Source organism: Roseateles sp. (assembly GCF_036486225.1).
Lineage (GTDB): Bacteria > Pseudomonadota > Gammaproteobacteria > Burkholderiales > Burkholderiaceae_C > Roseateles.
Genome location: NZ_DASVNZ010000002.1, coordinates 1 through 16066 on the forward strand (window position 1 = coordinate 1; position 16066 = coordinate 16066).

Below are 16066 nucleotides of genomic sequence, written 5' to 3' on the forward strand. Positions count from 1 at the left end.
GCCAGCCTGATCCAGGGCGGCGCGGCACCCAGCGTCCCGGCCAACCTGCCGCCGAGCGCCACACGCCACCGCATCAACACGAGCCTGACCTTCGACACCCTGGTGCCGGGCCGCGCCAACCAGATGGCGCGCACCGCCGCGCTGCACGTCGCCGGCGCGCCGGGCCAGATGTACAACCCGCTGTTCATCTACGGCGGCGTCGGCCTGGGCAAGACCCACCTGATCCACGCCGTCGGCAACGCGCTGCTGAAGGACCGCCCCGACGCCCGCGTGCTGTACCTGCACGCCGAGCAGTTCATCTCGGACGTCGTCAAGAACTACCAGCGCAAGACCTTCGACGAGCTCAAGGCCAAGTACCACTCGCTGGACCTGCTGCTGATCGACGACGTGCAGTTCTTCGCCGGCAAGGACCGGACGCAGGAAGAGTTCTTCAATGCGTTCGAGGCGCTGCTGGCCAAGCGCGCCCACATCATCATGACGTCGGACACCTACCCGAAGGGCCTGGTGGACATCGACGAACGCCTGACCAGCCGCTTCGACGCCGGTCTGACGGTGGCCATCGAGCCGCCGGAGCTCGAGATGCGCGTCGCGATCCTGATCAAGAAGGCCGAGGCCGAAAGCGCGCCCATGCCCGAGGACGTGGCCTTCTTCATCGCGAAGAACGTGCGCGCCAACGTGCGCGAGCTGGAAGGCGCGCTGCGCAAGGTGCTGGCCTACAGCCGCTTCTCGCACAAGGAAATCAACATCCAGCTGGCGCGCGAGGCGCTGAAGGACCTGCTGTCGATCCAGAACCGGCAGATCTCGGTCGAGAACATCCAGAAGACCGTGGCCGACTTCTACAAGATCAAGGTCGCGGACATGTACTCGAAGAAGCGCCCGGCGAGCATCGCCCGCCCGCGCCAGATCGCGATGTACCTGGCCAAGGAACTGACGCAGAAGAGCCTGCCGGAGATCGGCGAACTGTTCGGCGGCCGCGACCACACCACGGTGCTGCACGCGGTCCGCAAGATCGGCGGCGAGCGCCAGAAGAACACCGAGTTGAACCAGCAGTTGCACGTCCTGGAGCAAACGCTGAAAGGATGAGGAAAAACGCCTTCGCCTTCAGCGAAAATGCCGCGTTCGCCCGTACAGCCAACAGTGGAGAGAGGTTGACATGATCGTGTTGAAAGACAGCCAGGACAAAGTGCTTGCCGCGCTGCAGGCCGTGTCCGGCATCGTGGAACGGCGCCACACGCTGCCCATCCTGGCCAACGTGCTGGTCCGCAAGCAGGGCCGGCAGGTCGAGCTGACCACGAGCGACCTGGAAATCCAGGTCCGCACCACGGTCGAGTTCGACGGCGACGACGGCGACTTCTCCACGACCATCGGCGCGCGCAAGCTGATCGACATCCTGCGCTCGATGCCGTCGGACCAGACGGTGAGCCTGACGTCCAACCAGAGCAAGATGACGCTGCAGGGCGGCAAGAGCCGCTTCACGCTGCAGACGCTGCCATCGGACGACTTCCCGCTGGTGCAGGAGGCCGCCGACTTCGGGCCCGCGTTCAACGTGCCGCAGAAGACGCTGAAGGGCCTGATCAACCAGGTGCACTTCGCCATGGCGGTGCATGACATCCGCTACTACCTGAACGGCATCCTGTTCGTGGCCGAAGGCAAGATGCTGACGCTGGTCGCGACCGACGGCCACCGCCTCGCGCTGGCCCAGGCGGAGACCGACACCGAGATGCCCAAGCAGGAAGTCATCCTGCCGCGCAAGACGGTGCTGGAACTGATGCGTCTGCTGAAGGACGGCGGCAAGGGCGACGACGAGAGCGCGCCGATCGAGATGCGCTTCGCCGGCAACCAGGCCAAGTTCAGCTTCAGCGGCATGGAGTTCGTGACCAAGCTGGTCGAGGGCAAGTTCCCCGACTACAACCGCGTCATCCCGAAGAACCACCGCTTCCACGTGCTGATCGGCCGCCAACCGCTGCTGGCCGCGCTGCAGCGCGCGGCGATCCTGACCAGCGAGAAGTTCAAGGCGGTGCGCCTGTCCTTCGACCCGGGCCTGCTGTCGATCGCGTCGAGCAACGCCGAGCAGGAAGAAGCCAAGGAAGAGCTGGAGATCGACTACGGCGGCGACCAGATCGAGACCGGCTTCAACGTCACCTACCTGATGGACGTGCTGGCCAACATGTCGCAGGACATGGTGCGCGTGGATCTGAACGACAGCTCGTCGAGCGCGCTGCTCAGCATCCCCGAACATTCGGGCTTCAAGTACGTCGTGATGCCGATGCGGATCTAAGGTCGCGCCGCGACCTTCGCTCCTCGGAGCGGGAACGTGGCGCACCCCCAGCCCCCGCCAAGCGGGGGCTCTAGCTAGACAGTCAAACGGCCGCAGGGCGGCCTGGAACACCCACTGATGACCGATAACAGCACTCCTGAGAACACCCCGACGCCTGTGCCGCAGAACGACGGCGCGGGGTACGGCGAGTCCAGCATCCAGATCCTGGAAGGGCTGGAGGCGGTGCGCAAGCGCCCCGGCATGTACATCGGCGACACCTCGGACGGCACGGGTCTGCATCACCTGGTGTTCGAGGTCGTCGACAACTCCATCGACGAGGCGCTGGCCGGCTACTGCGACGACATCGTCATCACGATCCACACGGACAACTCGATCTCGGTCATCGACAACGGCCGGGGCATCCCGACCGGCGTGAAGATGGACGACAAGCACGAGCCCAAGCGCTCGGCGGCCGAGATCGCGCTGACGGAACTGCACGCCGGCGGCAAGTTCAACCAGAACAGCTACAAGGTCTCGGGCGGCCTGCACGGCGTGGGCGTGTCCTGCGTGAACGCGCTGTCCAAGACGCTGCGCCTGATCGTGCGCCGCGAAGGCAAGGTCCATCAGCTGGAGTTCAAGAAGGGCTTCCCGCAGGACCGCGTGATCGAGGTCCGCGACGGCGTCGAGACCAGCCCGATGAAGATCGTCGGCGAGACCGACAAGCGCGGCACCGAGGTGCACTTCCTGCCGGACACGGAGATCTTCACGCAGAACTCCGAGTTCCATTACGACATCCTGGCCAAGCGCCTGCGCGAGCTCTCGTTCCTGAACAACGGCGTGAAGATCCGCCTGGTCGACGAGCGCAACAACAAGGAAGACAACTTCGCCTTCGCGGGCGGCGTGCGCGGCTTCGTCGAGTTCATCAACAAGGGCAAGACGCCGCTCAACCCGAACATCTTCCACGCGCAGGGCGACAAGCTGTCGGACCAGAACACCAACGTCGGTGTCGAGGTGTCGATGCAGTGGAACGACGGCTTCAACGAGAGCGTCCTCTGCTTCACCAACAACATCCCGCAGCGCGACGGCGGCACCCACCTGACGGGTCTGCGCGCGGCGATGACGCGGGTGATCAACAAGTACATCGAGGACAACGAGCTGGCCAAGAAGGCCAAGGTCGACGTCACCGGCGACGACATGCGCGAAGGCCTGGCCTGCGTGATCAGCATCAAGGTGCCGGAGCCGAAGTTCAGTTCGCAGACCAAGGACAAGCTGGTGTCAAGCGAAGTGCGCGGTCCGGTGGAAGAAGTCGTCGCGAGCAAGCTGACGGACTGGCTGCTGGAGAACCCGGTCGACGCCAAGATCATCTGCGGCAAGATCGTCGAAGCCGCACGTGCGCGTGAGGCGGCGCGCAAGGCGCGCGAGATGACGCGCCGCAAGGGCGTGCTGGACGGCATGGGCCTGCCGGGCAAGCTGGCGGACTGCCAGGAGAAGGACCCGGCGCTGTGCGAGATCTACATCGTGGAGGGCGACTCCGCCGGCGGCTCCGCCAAGCAGGGTCGCGACCGCAAGTTCCAGGCCATCCTGCCGCTGCGCGGCAAGATCCTGAACGTCGAGAAGGCGCGCTACGAGAAGCTGCTGACCAGCAATGAAATCATCACGCTGATCACGGCGCTGGGCACCGGCATCGGCCGCGGCGCGGGCAGCGACGACTTCAACCCCGAGAAGCTCCGCTACCACCGCATCATCATCATGACCGACGCGGACGTGGACGGTGCGCACATCCGGACGCTGCTGCTGACCTTCTTCTACCGGCAGATGCCGGAGCTGGTGGAGCGCGGTCACATCTACATCGCGCAGCCGCCGCTGTACAAGGTCAAGGTCGGCAAGCACGAGCAGTACCTGAAGGACGGCCACGAGCTGGACGGTTTCCTGCTGAAGGTCGCGCTGAACGACGCCGAACTGCACACGGCCGGCGTGGGCACGGGCCCGGTGCTCAAGGGCGAGGAACTCGAGACGATGGCGCGCCAGTACGTGGCGGCGCAGAACGTGATCGAGCGCCTGTCGGCCTGGATGGACGGCGAGGCGCTGCACCTGCTGGCCTCGGGCCTGGCGCTCAACCTGGACACCAAGGAAGCGGCGGACATCTCGGCGACGGCGCTGCAAGTGGCGCTGCACGACGCGGCGGTGCATGCGGAAGTCGATCCGCGCACCGACAAGCAGTTCCTGCGCATCAGCCGCCGTCACCACGGCAACGTGCGCTCGAGCATCATCACGACGGACTTCGTGCACGGCGCGGACTATGAGGTCCTGGCCGAGGCCGGCAAGACCTTCAAGGGTCTGGTGGGCGAGGAAGCCGTGATCCGCAAGGGCGAGGGCGAGAAGGCCAAGGAAAGCAAGGTCGCGGACTTCCGTGCCGCGATGGCGTGGCTGATGACGCAGGCCGAGTCCAGCGTCGGCCGCCAGCGCTACAAGGGCCTGGGCGAGATGAACCCCGCGCAGCTATGGGAAACGACGATGGACCCGACGGTCCGCCGCCTGCTGCGCGTGCAGATCGAGGACGCGATCGAAGCCGACCGCGTGTTCACGATGCTGATGGGCGACGAGGTGGAACCGCGCCGTGAGTTCATCGAGCAGAACGCGCTGAGGGCGGCGAACATCGACGTGTGATCGTCGGCCCGCCGATCAGGCATCCAGCAGCGCCCGCGCTGCTTTGACGACATGGCTCATCTCTTGCGGGATGGGCCATTTCTACTTTTGCGGGCAAGGCGTTGTGCAGGATCCAGCGCGGATCGAGGGCTCAACCATCCGGAAATGCCGGTCAGTTCATCAGACGCCTGTTGCTGACTCAGCGAAGGGCCTGAGGTCGACATGACCTCCGTCATGCGCGCCCCCTGTGAAGGGTTCAGAGGTGCGCTGTTGAGGCAGTAGCGCTCCATAGACTGTCCTCGTCGTCCTCCCCGGACATCCTCGAGGTCATCTGCATGCGCGCTACCGCCTTCCGTTCAGCGTCCCTTTCCCTGATCGCCCTGTCGCTCGGCCTGCTGGCCGCGACGCCGCCTGTCCAGGCCCAGTCGATCAGCGTCAAGCCCGGCCTGTGGGCCAGCGCGAGCGTCAACACGCTCAACGGCCGCAAGATGCCGACGATCTTCGACATCAAGGGCGCGCTCACCGCGCAGCAGAAGAGCAGCCTGTCCGCCGCGATGGCCAAGCTCGGTCTGCCCGCGGGCGGCAGTCCTCACCTGGACTGCCAGAAGTCCGCCGAGTTCGCGCTCCCCAAGCCCGAGAGCGTCGAGCAATGCACCACGCAGCTCAAACCCGCCGATGCGTCCAGCGGCACCTTCACGATGAGCTGCAAGAGCGAGATGGTCAGCGGCTCCGGCGTCGGCACCTACGAGGTCAAGGACAAGTCGACCGCCACCGTGAAGGTCTCGTTCAAGGGCTCGACCGCGCAAGGCCAGCCGCTGAGTTATGACTCGTCCTCCGTGCACAAGTGGATCGGGAGCGACTGCGACTCGCCGCCGCCGGGCGTGGATCCGTCGCTGGCGGAACTGATGCGCTGAACGCTCCGGGCATCCGCTCCGGGGCAGCCCCTCAGTCCCGTGAGCCCCGGGCGATGCGATCGAGCAGCTCGCCCAGCAACAGGCGCTCACCGGCACTCAGCGCCGCCGTCTGATCCAGCGACGCCCGAAGCGCCGCCGCCGCTGCGCTCGGTCCCGCATCCGACACGGCGCCCGCCTCCCCTGTGATGGCAGCGATGACCGCCTCGCGGGCGGCGGTAGACAGCCCGGCATCACGCTCGCCCTCCGGCTGCGTCAGCAAGGTCATCACCGTGCCTGTCCCGGCCGACTTGATCAGGTCGATTGCGCGCGCCTCGCTGGTCTTCAGCCGGCCTGCCAGCGCCAGGTTCCGCACTCGCTTCTGCAGGACCTCCAGCCCCGCCTGCGCGATCTGCGCCGTGGCGCCGGCGGTGCCCTGCCCACTCAAGATCGCAAACAGCGCCGGATGCGCGAGACCGAAGGCCACGTGCAGATCCCACCCTGCGCGCAGCTCCTCCAGCGGGTCGGGATCCGGGACCCGCGTCGACTTCTCGGCAACGTAGGTGTTCAGCCGATGCACCGCCACGGCGTCCAGCAGCCCCCGCTTGTCGCCGAACAGCCGGTAGATCGTGGGCGCCTGCACGCCCGCGGCGGCGGCCACAGCGCGCGTCGTCGCCGCTTCCTGGCCCTCCCGGTCGATCAGGACCATGGCGGCTTCCAGGATCCGGGCCCGGTTGATGTCCGCCTGGCTGGGATCGGCGGGACTCGGTTCGTCGCCTGCGGGCTGCACTCGTTTCATGGGCTCGCACGATACCTCACGTTGTTTCCGCCGATAACAGTCGCTTGCTATCTCTGATGTATCAATGGCATCATCTGACTGTTATCAACGGAAACATCGATTGGATCAGCCATGTTCGTCGTCACCGGAGCCAGCGGAAAGCTTGGCCGCGCCATCGTTCATCAGCTCGCGCAGCGGGTGCCCGTCGGGCGCCTCGTCGCGGTCAGCCGCAACCCCGCCGCGTTGGCGGACCTCGCCGCGCTCGGCGTCGACGTCCGCCAGGGAGACTTCGCGGATCCGCCCAGCCTGGCGTCCGCCTTCAAGGGAACGAAGCAGCTCCTGCTGATCTCCTCGAATGCGAAGGCCTACGGGGGTGACTCGCTCGGACAGCATCGCGTGGCCCTCGCCGCGGCGCGCGACGCGGGGATCGAGCGTGTCGTCTACACGAGTCACATGGCCGTGAGCCATGACTCCGCCTTTCCGCCGATGCACGAGCACGCCGCCACCGAAGACACGCTTCGCGCCAGCGGGCTGAGCTGGACCGCGCTGCGCAACGGTTTCTACGGATCGAGCGGCCTGGCAATGCTGGCGGAAGGGATGCGGACCGGCGCCTTCGACACCGCAGCCGACGGGCCGGTATCCTGGGCGGCCCATGCGGACCTCGCTGAAGCCGCGGCGCGCGTGTTGATCGACACGTCCCGCGAAAGCGGCCCGACTTCGCCGCTCACCGGTCCGGAAGCGCTGGACCTGTCGGACCTGGCGGCCATCGCCTCCAGCCTCATGGGCAAGCCCGTGGTCCGATGCACCCATCCCGTGGACGCGTTGCGGGCCAGGCTCGAGGAGAAGGGTCTGCCGCCGGCGGTCGTGGCGATCTCGCTCGGGTTCTACGAGGCTGCGCGCCAGGGAGAGTTCTCCACGGTCGATCCGGCCCTGGAGCGCTTGCTCGGTCGCCCGCCGATCCGCATGCGGGACCTGATCGCGCAACAGCTCGGCAGCTGAGCCCCGAGCAAGCGAGGACAGCAAGGAGGACGAGCCCCCGATCTCGCAGGTCGGCTCGGACGGGGTGCGATGGAGCGCATTGACATATGACGATCATCATATTAATCTCCGCTCCCATGAACGCTCCGTCCTCCTCTGCCCGCTCCACCCGCAAGGAAGAATCCCGCGACCGAATCCTCGACGTCGCCTCGCGCACTGTCCGCCGCGTCGGTTTCGACGGCGTGGGCGTCGCCGATGTGATGAAGCAGGCCGGGCTGACGCACGGCGGCTTCTACGCGCACTTCCCGTCGCGCGACGATCTGCTGATCGCCGCCTCGGTGCGCGCCGGGCAGGACAGTCAGGCGCTCCACCAGAGCCATGTCGAGCGCCTCCTCGCCGCCGGCGTCCCGCCGTTCCGCGCGCTGGTGGAAACCTATCTGCATGAAGCCGGCCTCGACAACATCGAGTGCGGATGCCCCGTCGCCGCACTGGTGTCGGAGATGCCCCGTCAATCGAATGCCGTCCAGGAAGAGGGTCGCAGCCTTGTCCTGAACCTGCAGCGGATGGTCGCCGAGGCGCTGGGGCCCGATGCTTCCCCCGACGCCGCCTGGCCCATCGCCGCGACGCTGATCGGTGCGCTGCAGTTGGCCCGCGCCGTCGGCGATCGGGACCAGGCGCTCGCCATCCTCGCCGGCACGAAGCGCTCGCTGCTGGCCGAGCACGCCGAAGCCGCTGAACCCACCAAGCCCGCCTCGAAGCCGGCCCGACCGACGCGCTGATTCCGCTTTCCATCGGGGACCGTCAGGTCCCTTCTCTTTGCCCACGAATATGACGCTCGTCATATCAAACCAACGCGCCACGGCGCAGAAGGAAGTTCCATGCAGATCAAGGATGCCGTCGTCTTCATCACCGGCGCGAACCGGGGCCTCGGGCTCGAATTCGCCAAGCAGGCCCTGGCCCGCGGCGCGAAGAAGGTCTACGCCGCAGCGCGCGACGTCTCGACCATCACGCTGCCGGGCGTCGTGCCGGTGCAGCTCGACGTGACCAAGCCCGAACAAGCCGCCGCCGCCGCGCGTGCTTGCGGCGACGTGACGCTGCTCATCAACAACGCCGGCATCGGCCGCGTCGGCGGGATCGCGAGCGACAACGCCGAGACCGTCCTGCGCGAGCAGCTGGACACCAACCTGTTCGGCATCTTCCACGTCGCGCGCGCGTTTGCGCCGGTCCTTGGCCGCAACGGCGGCGGCGCGATCCTGAACATGCTGTCCATCCTCAGCTGGGTGAACACGCCGATGCTCGGCGCCTACGGCGTCAGCAAGGCCGCGGCCTGGGCGCTGACCAACAGCCTGCGCGCCGAACTCGCGCCGCAGGGCACGCTGGTCGCCGGCTTCCACGGCGGCTTCATCGACACGGACATGATCCGCGACTTCGACGTGCCCAAGGCCCGGCCCGAGGACGTGGTCCGCCATTCGCTCGACGAGATCGAGCAGGGCGCCGTCGAGATCACCGTCGACGACTCGACCCGCCAGGTCAAGAAGGCGCTGTCGGACGGGGTGTACCTGATGGATCCGATGGCGCATTGAGCGCATCGGGCGCATCGATTGCGACGAGCGCACGCTCGTCGAAGAAGTTCACGCTGAACCGGCGCCGCAGGCGGAAGCCCAGGCGCTCGTAGAGTGCGATCGCCGTGACGTTGTCGGTGAACACGTGGAGGAAGGGCGTCTCGCCGCGGGCGAGGATGCCCTGCGCCACCGCCTTCATCAGCGATGCCGCGAAGCCCCGTCCGCGGCACGACGGGTCGACGCAGACCGCGCTGACCTCCGTGAAGCCGGGGACCTTCATCCGCTCGCCCGACAACGCCACGAGCCGCCGCTCCAGCCGGACGCCGATGTAGCGGCCCAGCTCGAGGGTGCGTTGCCCGAAAGGGCCGGGCTGCGTCGCGCGCACGAGTTCGAGGATGTCCGGCACGTCGGCCGAGCTCATCGTCAGCGTTTCGATGTCCGGCACGGATGCCATCGCCGATGGATCCACCAGCACCATCTGATCGACCGGCGCCCGCTTGAACGGCACGAGGCCGCCGAACGGACGTTCCTCTTCCGCCACCACGAGCACGACGGGCGACCCGATGCGAAGCAGTTCAACGAGCTGCGCGGAAGTGCCAGTCGTCGTGGGCCTCACGGCACCGAAGGGGCCGACGTCCGGCGCGAATCGCCAGGCGTCGCCCTCCCCGGCAGCGAGCGAAGCTTGCCGCCCCGTGACCGCATGCCAGACCACATGATCGAGCAGCGAATCGTTGGACGGCGTCGGGACAGAAGAGGTCGGCGCGATGTTCATGCGCCTGGACTCTAGGCGGTCGGCGGGCCGGACGCCACGGTCGTCCGCGACATGCCGGCGGTCATTCACGACACGCCGGCGGCCGCGTCGCTCAAAGCCCGCTTCCGCGCATCACTCCGCCTTTGCGCCCGCGGCCTTGATGACCGGATCCCACTTCTTGATCTCGGACGCCGTCTGCACGCCGAGCGCCTGCGGCTTGAGCCGGTCGCCCTGCGGCGGGACCACGCCCATCTCCTGGAAGCGCTTCACGACGTTGGCATCCGCCAGCGCGTGGCGCAGCGCTGTGTTCAGGCGCGTGACCACCGGGGCCGGCGTGCCCTTGGGCGCGTACACGCCGTGCCAGACGGCGAGCTCGAAGCCCGGCAGGCCGCCCTCGGCGAAGGTGGGTACGTTCGGCAACTGCGACACACGCGCCTTGGTCGCCATCGCGTAGGCCTTGAGCGCGCCCGAGGCCACGTGAGGGCCCGTCGCCACCGGCTGATCGCAGATCAGGTCGACGTTGCCGGCGATCACGTCCTGCAGCGCCGGACCCGTGCCGCGGTACGGCACCATGGTCACCGTCGTGTTCGTGGTCTGGCTGAACAGCATCGCGCAGAGGTGCGAGGTCGCGCCGACGCCGGCATGCGCGAAGCGCACCTCGCCCGGCTTGGCCTTCATCTGCTTGATGACCTCCGCGACCGTCGCGGGCGCGAAGTCCTTGTTGCCCACCAGGATCATCGGCACATCGCCCGCCAAGCTGATCGGCGTCAGGTCCTTGTTGGCGTCGAAGGTGAGCTTCGGATATAACGCCGGGGCCGTCGCGATGCCCATGTTGTGCAGCAGGATCGTGTAGCCGTCGGCTGGCGCACGCACCACCTTCGCCGTGCCGATCGTGCCTCCCGCGCCGCCCGCGTTCTCGACGATCACCTGCTGGCCCAGGTCACGCGTCATCGCCTCGGCGATCAGCCGGCCGATCACGTCGGTCGAGCCGCCCGTCGCGTACGGGATCACCATCGTGATCGGCTTGTCCGGATACGCGGCCGACGCCGCCGTCGCCACCGCCATCGAAACCGCCGTCACCGTGACGGCCAGGACCTTCTTCGCAATCTTTCGCATGTCTCGCTCCAAGGGGTAAGGAAGTGCGCCTCCGGTCCATCGCCGGTCGCTGCGTGTCTGTCGATGCAGGAAATGGAAAACTTCCGGCGCGCGCCGTCAGGCCGCGCCGATGCCGCCGAAGCTCATCAGCTTCAGTTCGGTGTATTCGTCCAGGCCGTGCCGGGAGCCTTCGCGCCCCAGCCCGGATTGCTTGATGCCGCCGAAGGGCACCGTCTCGCTCGAGATCGCGCCGGTGTTGATGCCGACCATCCCGGACTCGATCGCCTCCGCGACGCGGAAGCAGCGCGCCACGTCGCGCGAGTAGAAGTAGCTCGCCAGGCCGAACTCGCTCGCATTGGCCCAGGCGATCGCCTCGGCTTCGCTGTCGAAGGCCACCAGCGGCGCGACGGGTCCGAAGGTCTCCTCGTCCAGGCAGCGCATGCCGGCCTTCACGTCGAGCAGCACGGTCGGCTGCATGAACCAGCCGGGACCGTCGACCGCTTCTCCGCCGATGCCCAGACGTGCGCCGCGATCGAGCGCATCCCGCACGTGCGACAGCGCCTTGCGCCGCGCCGCCTCGTTGATCAGCGGGCCCTGCGTCACGCCCTCGTCCAGGCCGTTGCCGGTCCGCAGCGCGCGGACGCGCTCGATGAGCCGAGACGCGAAGGCCTCGTAGACGCCGCGCTGCACGAACAGCCGGTTGGCGCAGACGCAGGTCTGGCCCGCGTTGCGGAACTTGGAGGCGATGGCGCCCTCCACGGCGGCGTCGAGATCCGCATCGTCGAAGACGATGAACGGCGCGTTGCCGCCGAGTTCCAGGCCGAGCTTCTTCACCGTCGGCGCGCATTGCGTCATCAGCAACCGGCCCACGGGCGTCGAGCCGGTGAAGCTGAGCATCCGCACCGTCGGCGAGGACGTGAGGACTGCGCCGATCTCGACGGCATCGCCAACGACGACATTCAGCACCCCGACGGGAAGCCCTGCTTCGAGCGCCAGTTCCGCAAGCCGCAACGCGGTCAGCGGTGTCAGCTCCGAAGGCTTGAGCACGATCGTGCAACCGGCTGCAAGCGCCGGGGCGACCTTGCGCGTGACCATCGCCGCCGGGAAGTTCCAGGGCGTGATCGCGGCACAGACGCCGACGGGCTCGCGCACCACCAGCTGCCGGCGGTCCGACGACGAGGCCGGGATCGTCTCGCCATGCAGCCGCCGCGCCTCCTCCGCATAGAAGCGGATGTAGCTCGCGGCATAAACGATCTCGGCGCGCGCTTCCGCCAGCGGCTTGCCCTGCTCCGAGACCATGATGCGCGCCAGCTCGTCGGTCTTCGCGATGACCAGCTCGAACCAGCGCTGCAGCACCTCGGCGCGGGCGTGACCGCCGCGCCGACGCCACTCGACCTGCGCGATGCGCGCCGCTTCGATGGCCGCCTGCGCGTCCTGCGCGGAGTCCTTGCGCACCTGCGCGACGCGCTCGCCGGTCGCTGGATTGACGACGTCGAAGGAAGCGCTCATCGCGTCAGGTCCTGCCTACGAAGCGGTAGAGCTCGGTGTGGTCCGCACCCGCGCCCAGCGATTCGGAGGCTTCGGCGGTCATCGCGTACACGTCTTGCGCGAGCGCCATCGGCAGTCCCATCGCGCGACCCAGCGACGCGGCGATGCCGACGTCCTTCGCCTGCAGCGCCAGCGAGAAGCCCGAGTTGAAGGCGCCGTTCAGCATGAACTGGTGGGCCTTGTTCTCGGTCGTGTTGTTGCGCCCGGTCGAGGCCTGGATCACGTCGACGATCGTGGCCGGGGCTATGCCGAAGGCCTCGCCGACGTGGATCGCTTCCGCGGTGGCGATCAGCGCCGCGGCGGAGACGTAGTTGTTCAACGCCTTCAACGCGTGGCCGGCGCCGACCGGTCCGACGTGGGTGATGGCCTTGCCCAGCGTCTCCAGCACCGGACGGACGCGCTCGAAGGCGGGAACGTCGCCGCCCACCATGATCGCCAGCGTGCCGGCAACCGCCTTCTTCACGCCGCCCGAGACCGGCGCGTCGATCAGCGTGACGCCGGCGCCGGCCAGACGCTCGGCCAGCGCGCGGGTGCGGTTGGGGTCGGCCGAGCTCATCTCGACCACCACGGCGCCGCGCTTGAGCTGCGAGGCCAAGGGCCCCACGACCGCGTCGACGATGTCCGAGTTCGGCAGCATGGTGATGAGGACGTCGCAGTCCGCGTAATCGCCGGGAGCGCCGGGAGCGCCGGCTCCGCTGGCGATGCGGACGCCGGGATGCGCGTCGGCGAAGGCGGCGGCCACCTCCGGCCGAGCGTCCTGCACGACCAGCTCATGGCCGGCGGCGTGCAGCAGGTGGGCCATGGGCGTGCCCATCATGCCCAGGCCGATGAATCCGATGCGGGTCATGGCGGCGGCTCCTCAGGCGTCCATTTCCTTGAACACCTCGGCGGCGACCCGGAACGAGTCGATCGCCGCCGGCACGCCGCAGTAGATCGCCGTCTGCAGGAAGACTTCCTTGATCTCGTCGCGCGTCAGGCCGTTGTTGATGGCGCCGCGCACATGCAGCTTCAGCTCGTGCGGACGGTTCAGCGCGGTGATCATGGCCAGGTTCAGGAAGGAGCGCGTGCGGCGGTCCAGGCCCGGACGGTTCCAGACGTCGCCCCAGCAGTACTGCGTGACCAGCTCCTGCATGTCGATGTTGAAGTCGGTCGCGTTCTTGATCGAGTTGTCGACGTACTCGGCGCCGAGGACTTCGCGCCGGGTCGAGAGCCCTTGGTCGAACAGGGCCTGGTTCTTCGGGGCGTACGCACGGGTCATCGGAAACTCCTGGTGAATGGGGGTGAGGTGGAACGGGACGGACCGTGGCGATCCGTCGATGGGCCAATGGTGGCTGATTGTCTGACAATCTGACATTGGGAATACGTGGATTGAAAGGAGCGCGGACGTGTTGTATGACAATCCGTCTGTATGAACATCGGGTGATCCGGACGTCCGGCCATCGCCCGCCCACAGGTAGGATCCGGCCCATGAGCCTCGTGAAAGTAGCCCGGGAAGAGACGTCCTTGCGCCAGCGCGCCACGCAGGCGCTGCGCACCGCCATCCTGGACGGCGTGCTGGCGCCGGGCCAGAAGCTGTCCGAGCGGGAGCTCTGCGAGAGCCTGGACGTCAGCCGTTCCTGCGTGCGGGAGTCGCTGCAGCATCTGCAGGCGGAGGGGCTGATCACGATCATTCCGCACCGCGGGCCGGAGGTGACCAGCATCTCCCGCGACGAGGTGCGCGAGATCTACGAGGTCCGGGCCAGCCTGGAGAGCCTGGCCGGGCGCGGCTTCGCGATGAATGCGTCGGATGCGCAGCAGGCGGCGCTGCGCGCCAAGCTGAGCGAGTTGGCGCAGGCGCATGCCGCGGGCGACCGGGCCCGGATCCTCACGATCAAGAACCAGTTCTACGACATCCTGGTCGAGGGCTGCGGCAACACCGTGGCGGGACAGATGCTGAAGCAGCTCAACAACCGGGTGACGGTACTGCGCCGCATCTCGATGGCGCAGCCGGGACGGCTGCCCGAGACGCTGCGGGAACTTGATGCGATCGTCACGGCGATCGAGCAGCGCGACGGCGAGCTCGCCGCGCGGCTGTGCGGCGAGCATGTGAAGCAGGCGGCGGAGAACGTGCTCCGCAGCATGGGCTGAGCGCCGCCGCCGCTCCTTCGGAAGCGGCGGCATCGGGCCTCAATCGGCGTACTGCCCCGACGCCTCGATCACCTTCTTCCAGCGCGCGACTTCGGTCTCGACGAAGTGCTTGTGGCCGGCCGGCTCCAGTCGGCCGTCATTGACGACGCTGATGCCCAGCGCCTCCGAGCGCTTGATCAGGTCCGGGTCCTTCAACGCCGCCTTGAGCGCGTCGTTGAGCTTCTTGAGCACCGGCGCGGGCGTGTCCTTGGGCGCATAGAGCCCGTGCCAGACGGTGACGCTGAAGTCCTTCAGGCCGGCCTCCGACAGCGTCGGCAATGCGGCCAGCGCCGGCAGCGTCATCCGCTGCGTGCTGGTCACCGCGTAGGCCTTGACCTTGCCGCCCTCGATCTGCGGCACGGCGTTGGTGGCCTGCTCGCACATGATGTCGACCTGGCCGCCCATCAGGTCGGTCATCGCCGGGCCGGTGCCCTTGTACGGGACCGAGGTCAGGTTGGTCTTCAGCGCCGACTGCAGCATCAGCCCGCACAACTGCGACGCGGAGCCCACGCCGGCATGGGCCAGGTTGATCTTCGACGGATCGGCGGCGATGAACTTGCGCAGTTCGTCGAAGGTCTTCGCGGGCATCGTCGGCTTGGCGATCAGCGTGGACGGCGCCTCGTTGATCAGGCCGAGGAAGGCGAAGTCGTTGATGCCCTGGTAGGGCAACTTGCGGTAGAGCGACGGCGCGGTCGCGAAGCCGATGTGGTGCACCAGCAGCGTGTAGCCGTCGGGCGGTGCCTTGGCCACGCGCGAGGTGCCCAGCGTGCCGCCCGCGCCGCCGACGTTCTCGACGATCACGGTCTGCCCGAGCTTCTTGCGCAGCGCCTCGGCCAGGTCGCGGGCGATCTTGTCCGACGGCCCGCCCGCCGCGAACGGCACGATCAGCGTCACCGGCTTGTCCGGGAATTCGGCCCGCGCCAGCGTCGTCACGACGCCCAACGCCACCGCGATGCCGGTCAGCGCCAGCCGCCTGCGGATCTTGTCCATGCGTGTCTCCTCGATGTCCTCTGATGGGATCTGTGGCTCTGTCCGAGGCGACCGCCCCGGCCCATGCCGATCATCGAGATCCGTGCCGCTTCACACCAATGCCGGATTTGTTGGCTTTGATGCCGCGCCGGCACCGCCGGGGCGCTGCACGGCGCCCGCGTTCATGCGGAGTTCATCCGTGACTCAGGCCGACACGCCGCCCTCGCCGGCGGCCGCCGTCCAGAACGTCTCAGCCGCCGCGCCCATGGCCCCGCGATCGCGATGCAGCCGGATGTCGAGGTCCAGGTGCCAGTCCGTGCCCCCGGCGACCACCAGGCGCCCGGCGGCGAGGTCCTCGCCGATGAGGATCTTCGGCAGCCAGGCCACGCCGCGGCCGTCCAGCGCCATCGTGCGCAGCACCGACGC

Annotated in this window: 16 protein-coding genes; 8 read left to right on the forward strand and 8 right to left on the reverse strand. The window is 67.8% G+C overall.

Annotated elements, in window-relative coordinates; translation table 11 throughout:
* From dnaA to VF536_RS00025, 4 genes are all read left to right on the forward strand, one after another.
* The coding region (gene dnaA, locus VF536_RS00010) for a chromosomal replication initiator protein DnaA (protein ID WP_331612698.1) at positions 1-1083 on the forward strand (1083 nt) is incomplete at its 5' end.
* A gap of 70 nt (positions 1084-1153) precedes the next feature.
* The gene (dnaN, locus tag VF536_RS00015; RefSeq protein ID WP_331612699.1) at positions 1154-2278 is read left to right on the forward strand and encodes a DNA polymerase III subunit beta; all 1125 of its coding nucleotides are present in this window, start codon (positions 1154-1156) and stop codon (positions 2276-2278) included.
* A 117-nt stretch (positions 2279-2395) separates the two neighbouring features.
* The gene (gene gyrB, locus VF536_RS00020) at positions 2396-4924 is read left to right on the forward strand and encodes a DNA topoisomerase (ATP-hydrolyzing) subunit B (RefSeq protein WP_331612700.1); all 2529 of its coding nucleotides are present in this window, start codon (positions 2396-2398) and stop codon (positions 4922-4924) included.
* Positions 4925-5238: 314 nt separating this feature from the next.
* Positions 5239-5817 carry a DUF3617 domain-containing protein gene (locus VF536_RS00025; RefSeq protein WP_331612701.1) on the forward strand — a complete coding sequence of 193 codons (579 nt, stop codon included), beginning with the start codon at positions 5239-5241 and terminating at the stop codon, positions 5815-5817.
* Between the two features lie 31 nt (positions 5818-5848).
* Here the strand turns inward: VF536_RS00025 and VF536_RS00030 are convergent, their stop codons facing one another.
* Positions 5849-6592, reverse strand: a complete 744-nt coding sequence (locus VF536_RS00030; RefSeq protein ID WP_331612702.1) for a TetR/AcrR family transcriptional regulator — start codon at positions 6590-6592, stop codon at positions 5849-5851.
* A 111-nt stretch (positions 6593-6703) separates the two neighbouring features.
* Between VF536_RS00030 and VF536_RS00035 the strand changes: the two genes are divergently transcribed.
* The 3 genes from VF536_RS00035 (at position 6704) to VF536_RS00045 (ending at position 9132) form a co-directional block, all read left to right on the forward strand.
* Positions 6704-7570 carry an NAD(P)H-binding protein gene (locus VF536_RS00035; RefSeq protein ID WP_331612703.1) on the forward strand — a complete coding sequence of 289 codons (867 nt, stop codon included), beginning with the start codon at positions 6704-6706 and terminating at the stop codon, positions 7568-7570.
* A gap of 116 nt (positions 7571-7686) precedes the next feature.
* Positions 7687-8328 (forward strand): TetR/AcrR family transcriptional regulator, encoded by a 642-nt coding sequence (locus tag VF536_RS00040; RefSeq protein WP_331612704.1) that lies wholly within the window; start codon positions 7687-7689, stop codon positions 8326-8328.
* 99 nt (positions 8329-8427) lie between these two features.
* Positions 8428-9132, forward strand: coding sequence for an SDR family oxidoreductase (locus VF536_RS00045; protein ID WP_331612705.1), 705 nt, complete (start codon positions 8428-8430; stop codon positions 9130-9132).
* Here VF536_RS00045 and VF536_RS00050 read toward each other — a convergent pair.
* From VF536_RS00050 to pcaC, 5 genes are all read right to left on the reverse strand, one after another.
* Positions 9080-9883, reverse strand: a complete 804-nt coding sequence (locus VF536_RS00050) for a GNAT family N-acetyltransferase (RefSeq protein WP_331612706.1) — start codon at positions 9881-9883, stop codon at positions 9080-9082. The two genes, VF536_RS00045 and VF536_RS00050, sit on opposite strands and share 53 nt — an antisense overlap.
* A gap of 111 nt (positions 9884-9994) precedes the next feature.
* Positions 9995-10978, reverse strand: a complete 984-nt coding sequence (locus VF536_RS00055) for a tripartite tricarboxylate transporter substrate-binding protein (RefSeq protein WP_331612708.1) — start codon at positions 10976-10978, stop codon at positions 9995-9997.
* Positions 10979-11074: 96 nt separating this feature from the next.
* The gene (locus tag VF536_RS00060; protein ID WP_331612709.1) at positions 11075-12466 is read right to left on the reverse strand and encodes an NAD-dependent succinate-semialdehyde dehydrogenase; all 1392 of its coding nucleotides are present in this window, start codon (positions 12464-12466) and stop codon (positions 11075-11077) included.
* A 4-nt stretch (positions 12467-12470) separates the two neighbouring features.
* On the reverse strand, positions 12471-13352 hold the full coding sequence (locus VF536_RS00065; RefSeq protein ID WP_331612710.1) for an NAD(P)-dependent oxidoreductase: 882 nt from the start codon (positions 13350-13352) through the stop codon (positions 12471-12473).
* A 12-nt stretch (positions 13353-13364) separates the two neighbouring features.
* Positions 13365-13763, reverse strand: a complete 399-nt coding sequence (pcaC, locus tag VF536_RS00070; protein WP_067280375.1) for a 4-carboxymuconolactone decarboxylase — start codon at positions 13761-13763, stop codon at positions 13365-13367.
* 209 nt (positions 13764-13972) lie between these two features.
* On the opposite strand from pcaC, the gene VF536_RS00075 reads away from it, so the two are divergent.
* Complete coding sequence (locus VF536_RS00075) at positions 13973-14632, forward strand: GntR family transcriptional regulator (protein WP_331612711.1); 660 nt, start codon at positions 13973-13975, stop codon at positions 14630-14632.
* A gap of 39 nt (positions 14633-14671) precedes the next feature.
* Here the strand turns inward: VF536_RS00075 and VF536_RS00080 are convergent, their stop codons facing one another.
* Both VF536_RS00080 and VF536_RS00085 read right to left on the reverse strand, forming a co-directional pair.
* Positions 14672-15661 carry a tripartite tricarboxylate transporter substrate-binding protein gene (locus tag VF536_RS00080; protein ID WP_331612712.1) on the reverse strand — a complete coding sequence of 330 codons (990 nt, stop codon included), beginning with the start codon at positions 15659-15661 and terminating at the stop codon, positions 14672-14674.
* 183 nt (positions 15662-15844) lie between these two features.
* A partial coding sequence (locus tag VF536_RS00085; RefSeq protein WP_331612713.1) for a LysR substrate-binding domain-containing protein occupies positions 15845-16066 on the reverse strand: 222 nt, incomplete at its 5' end.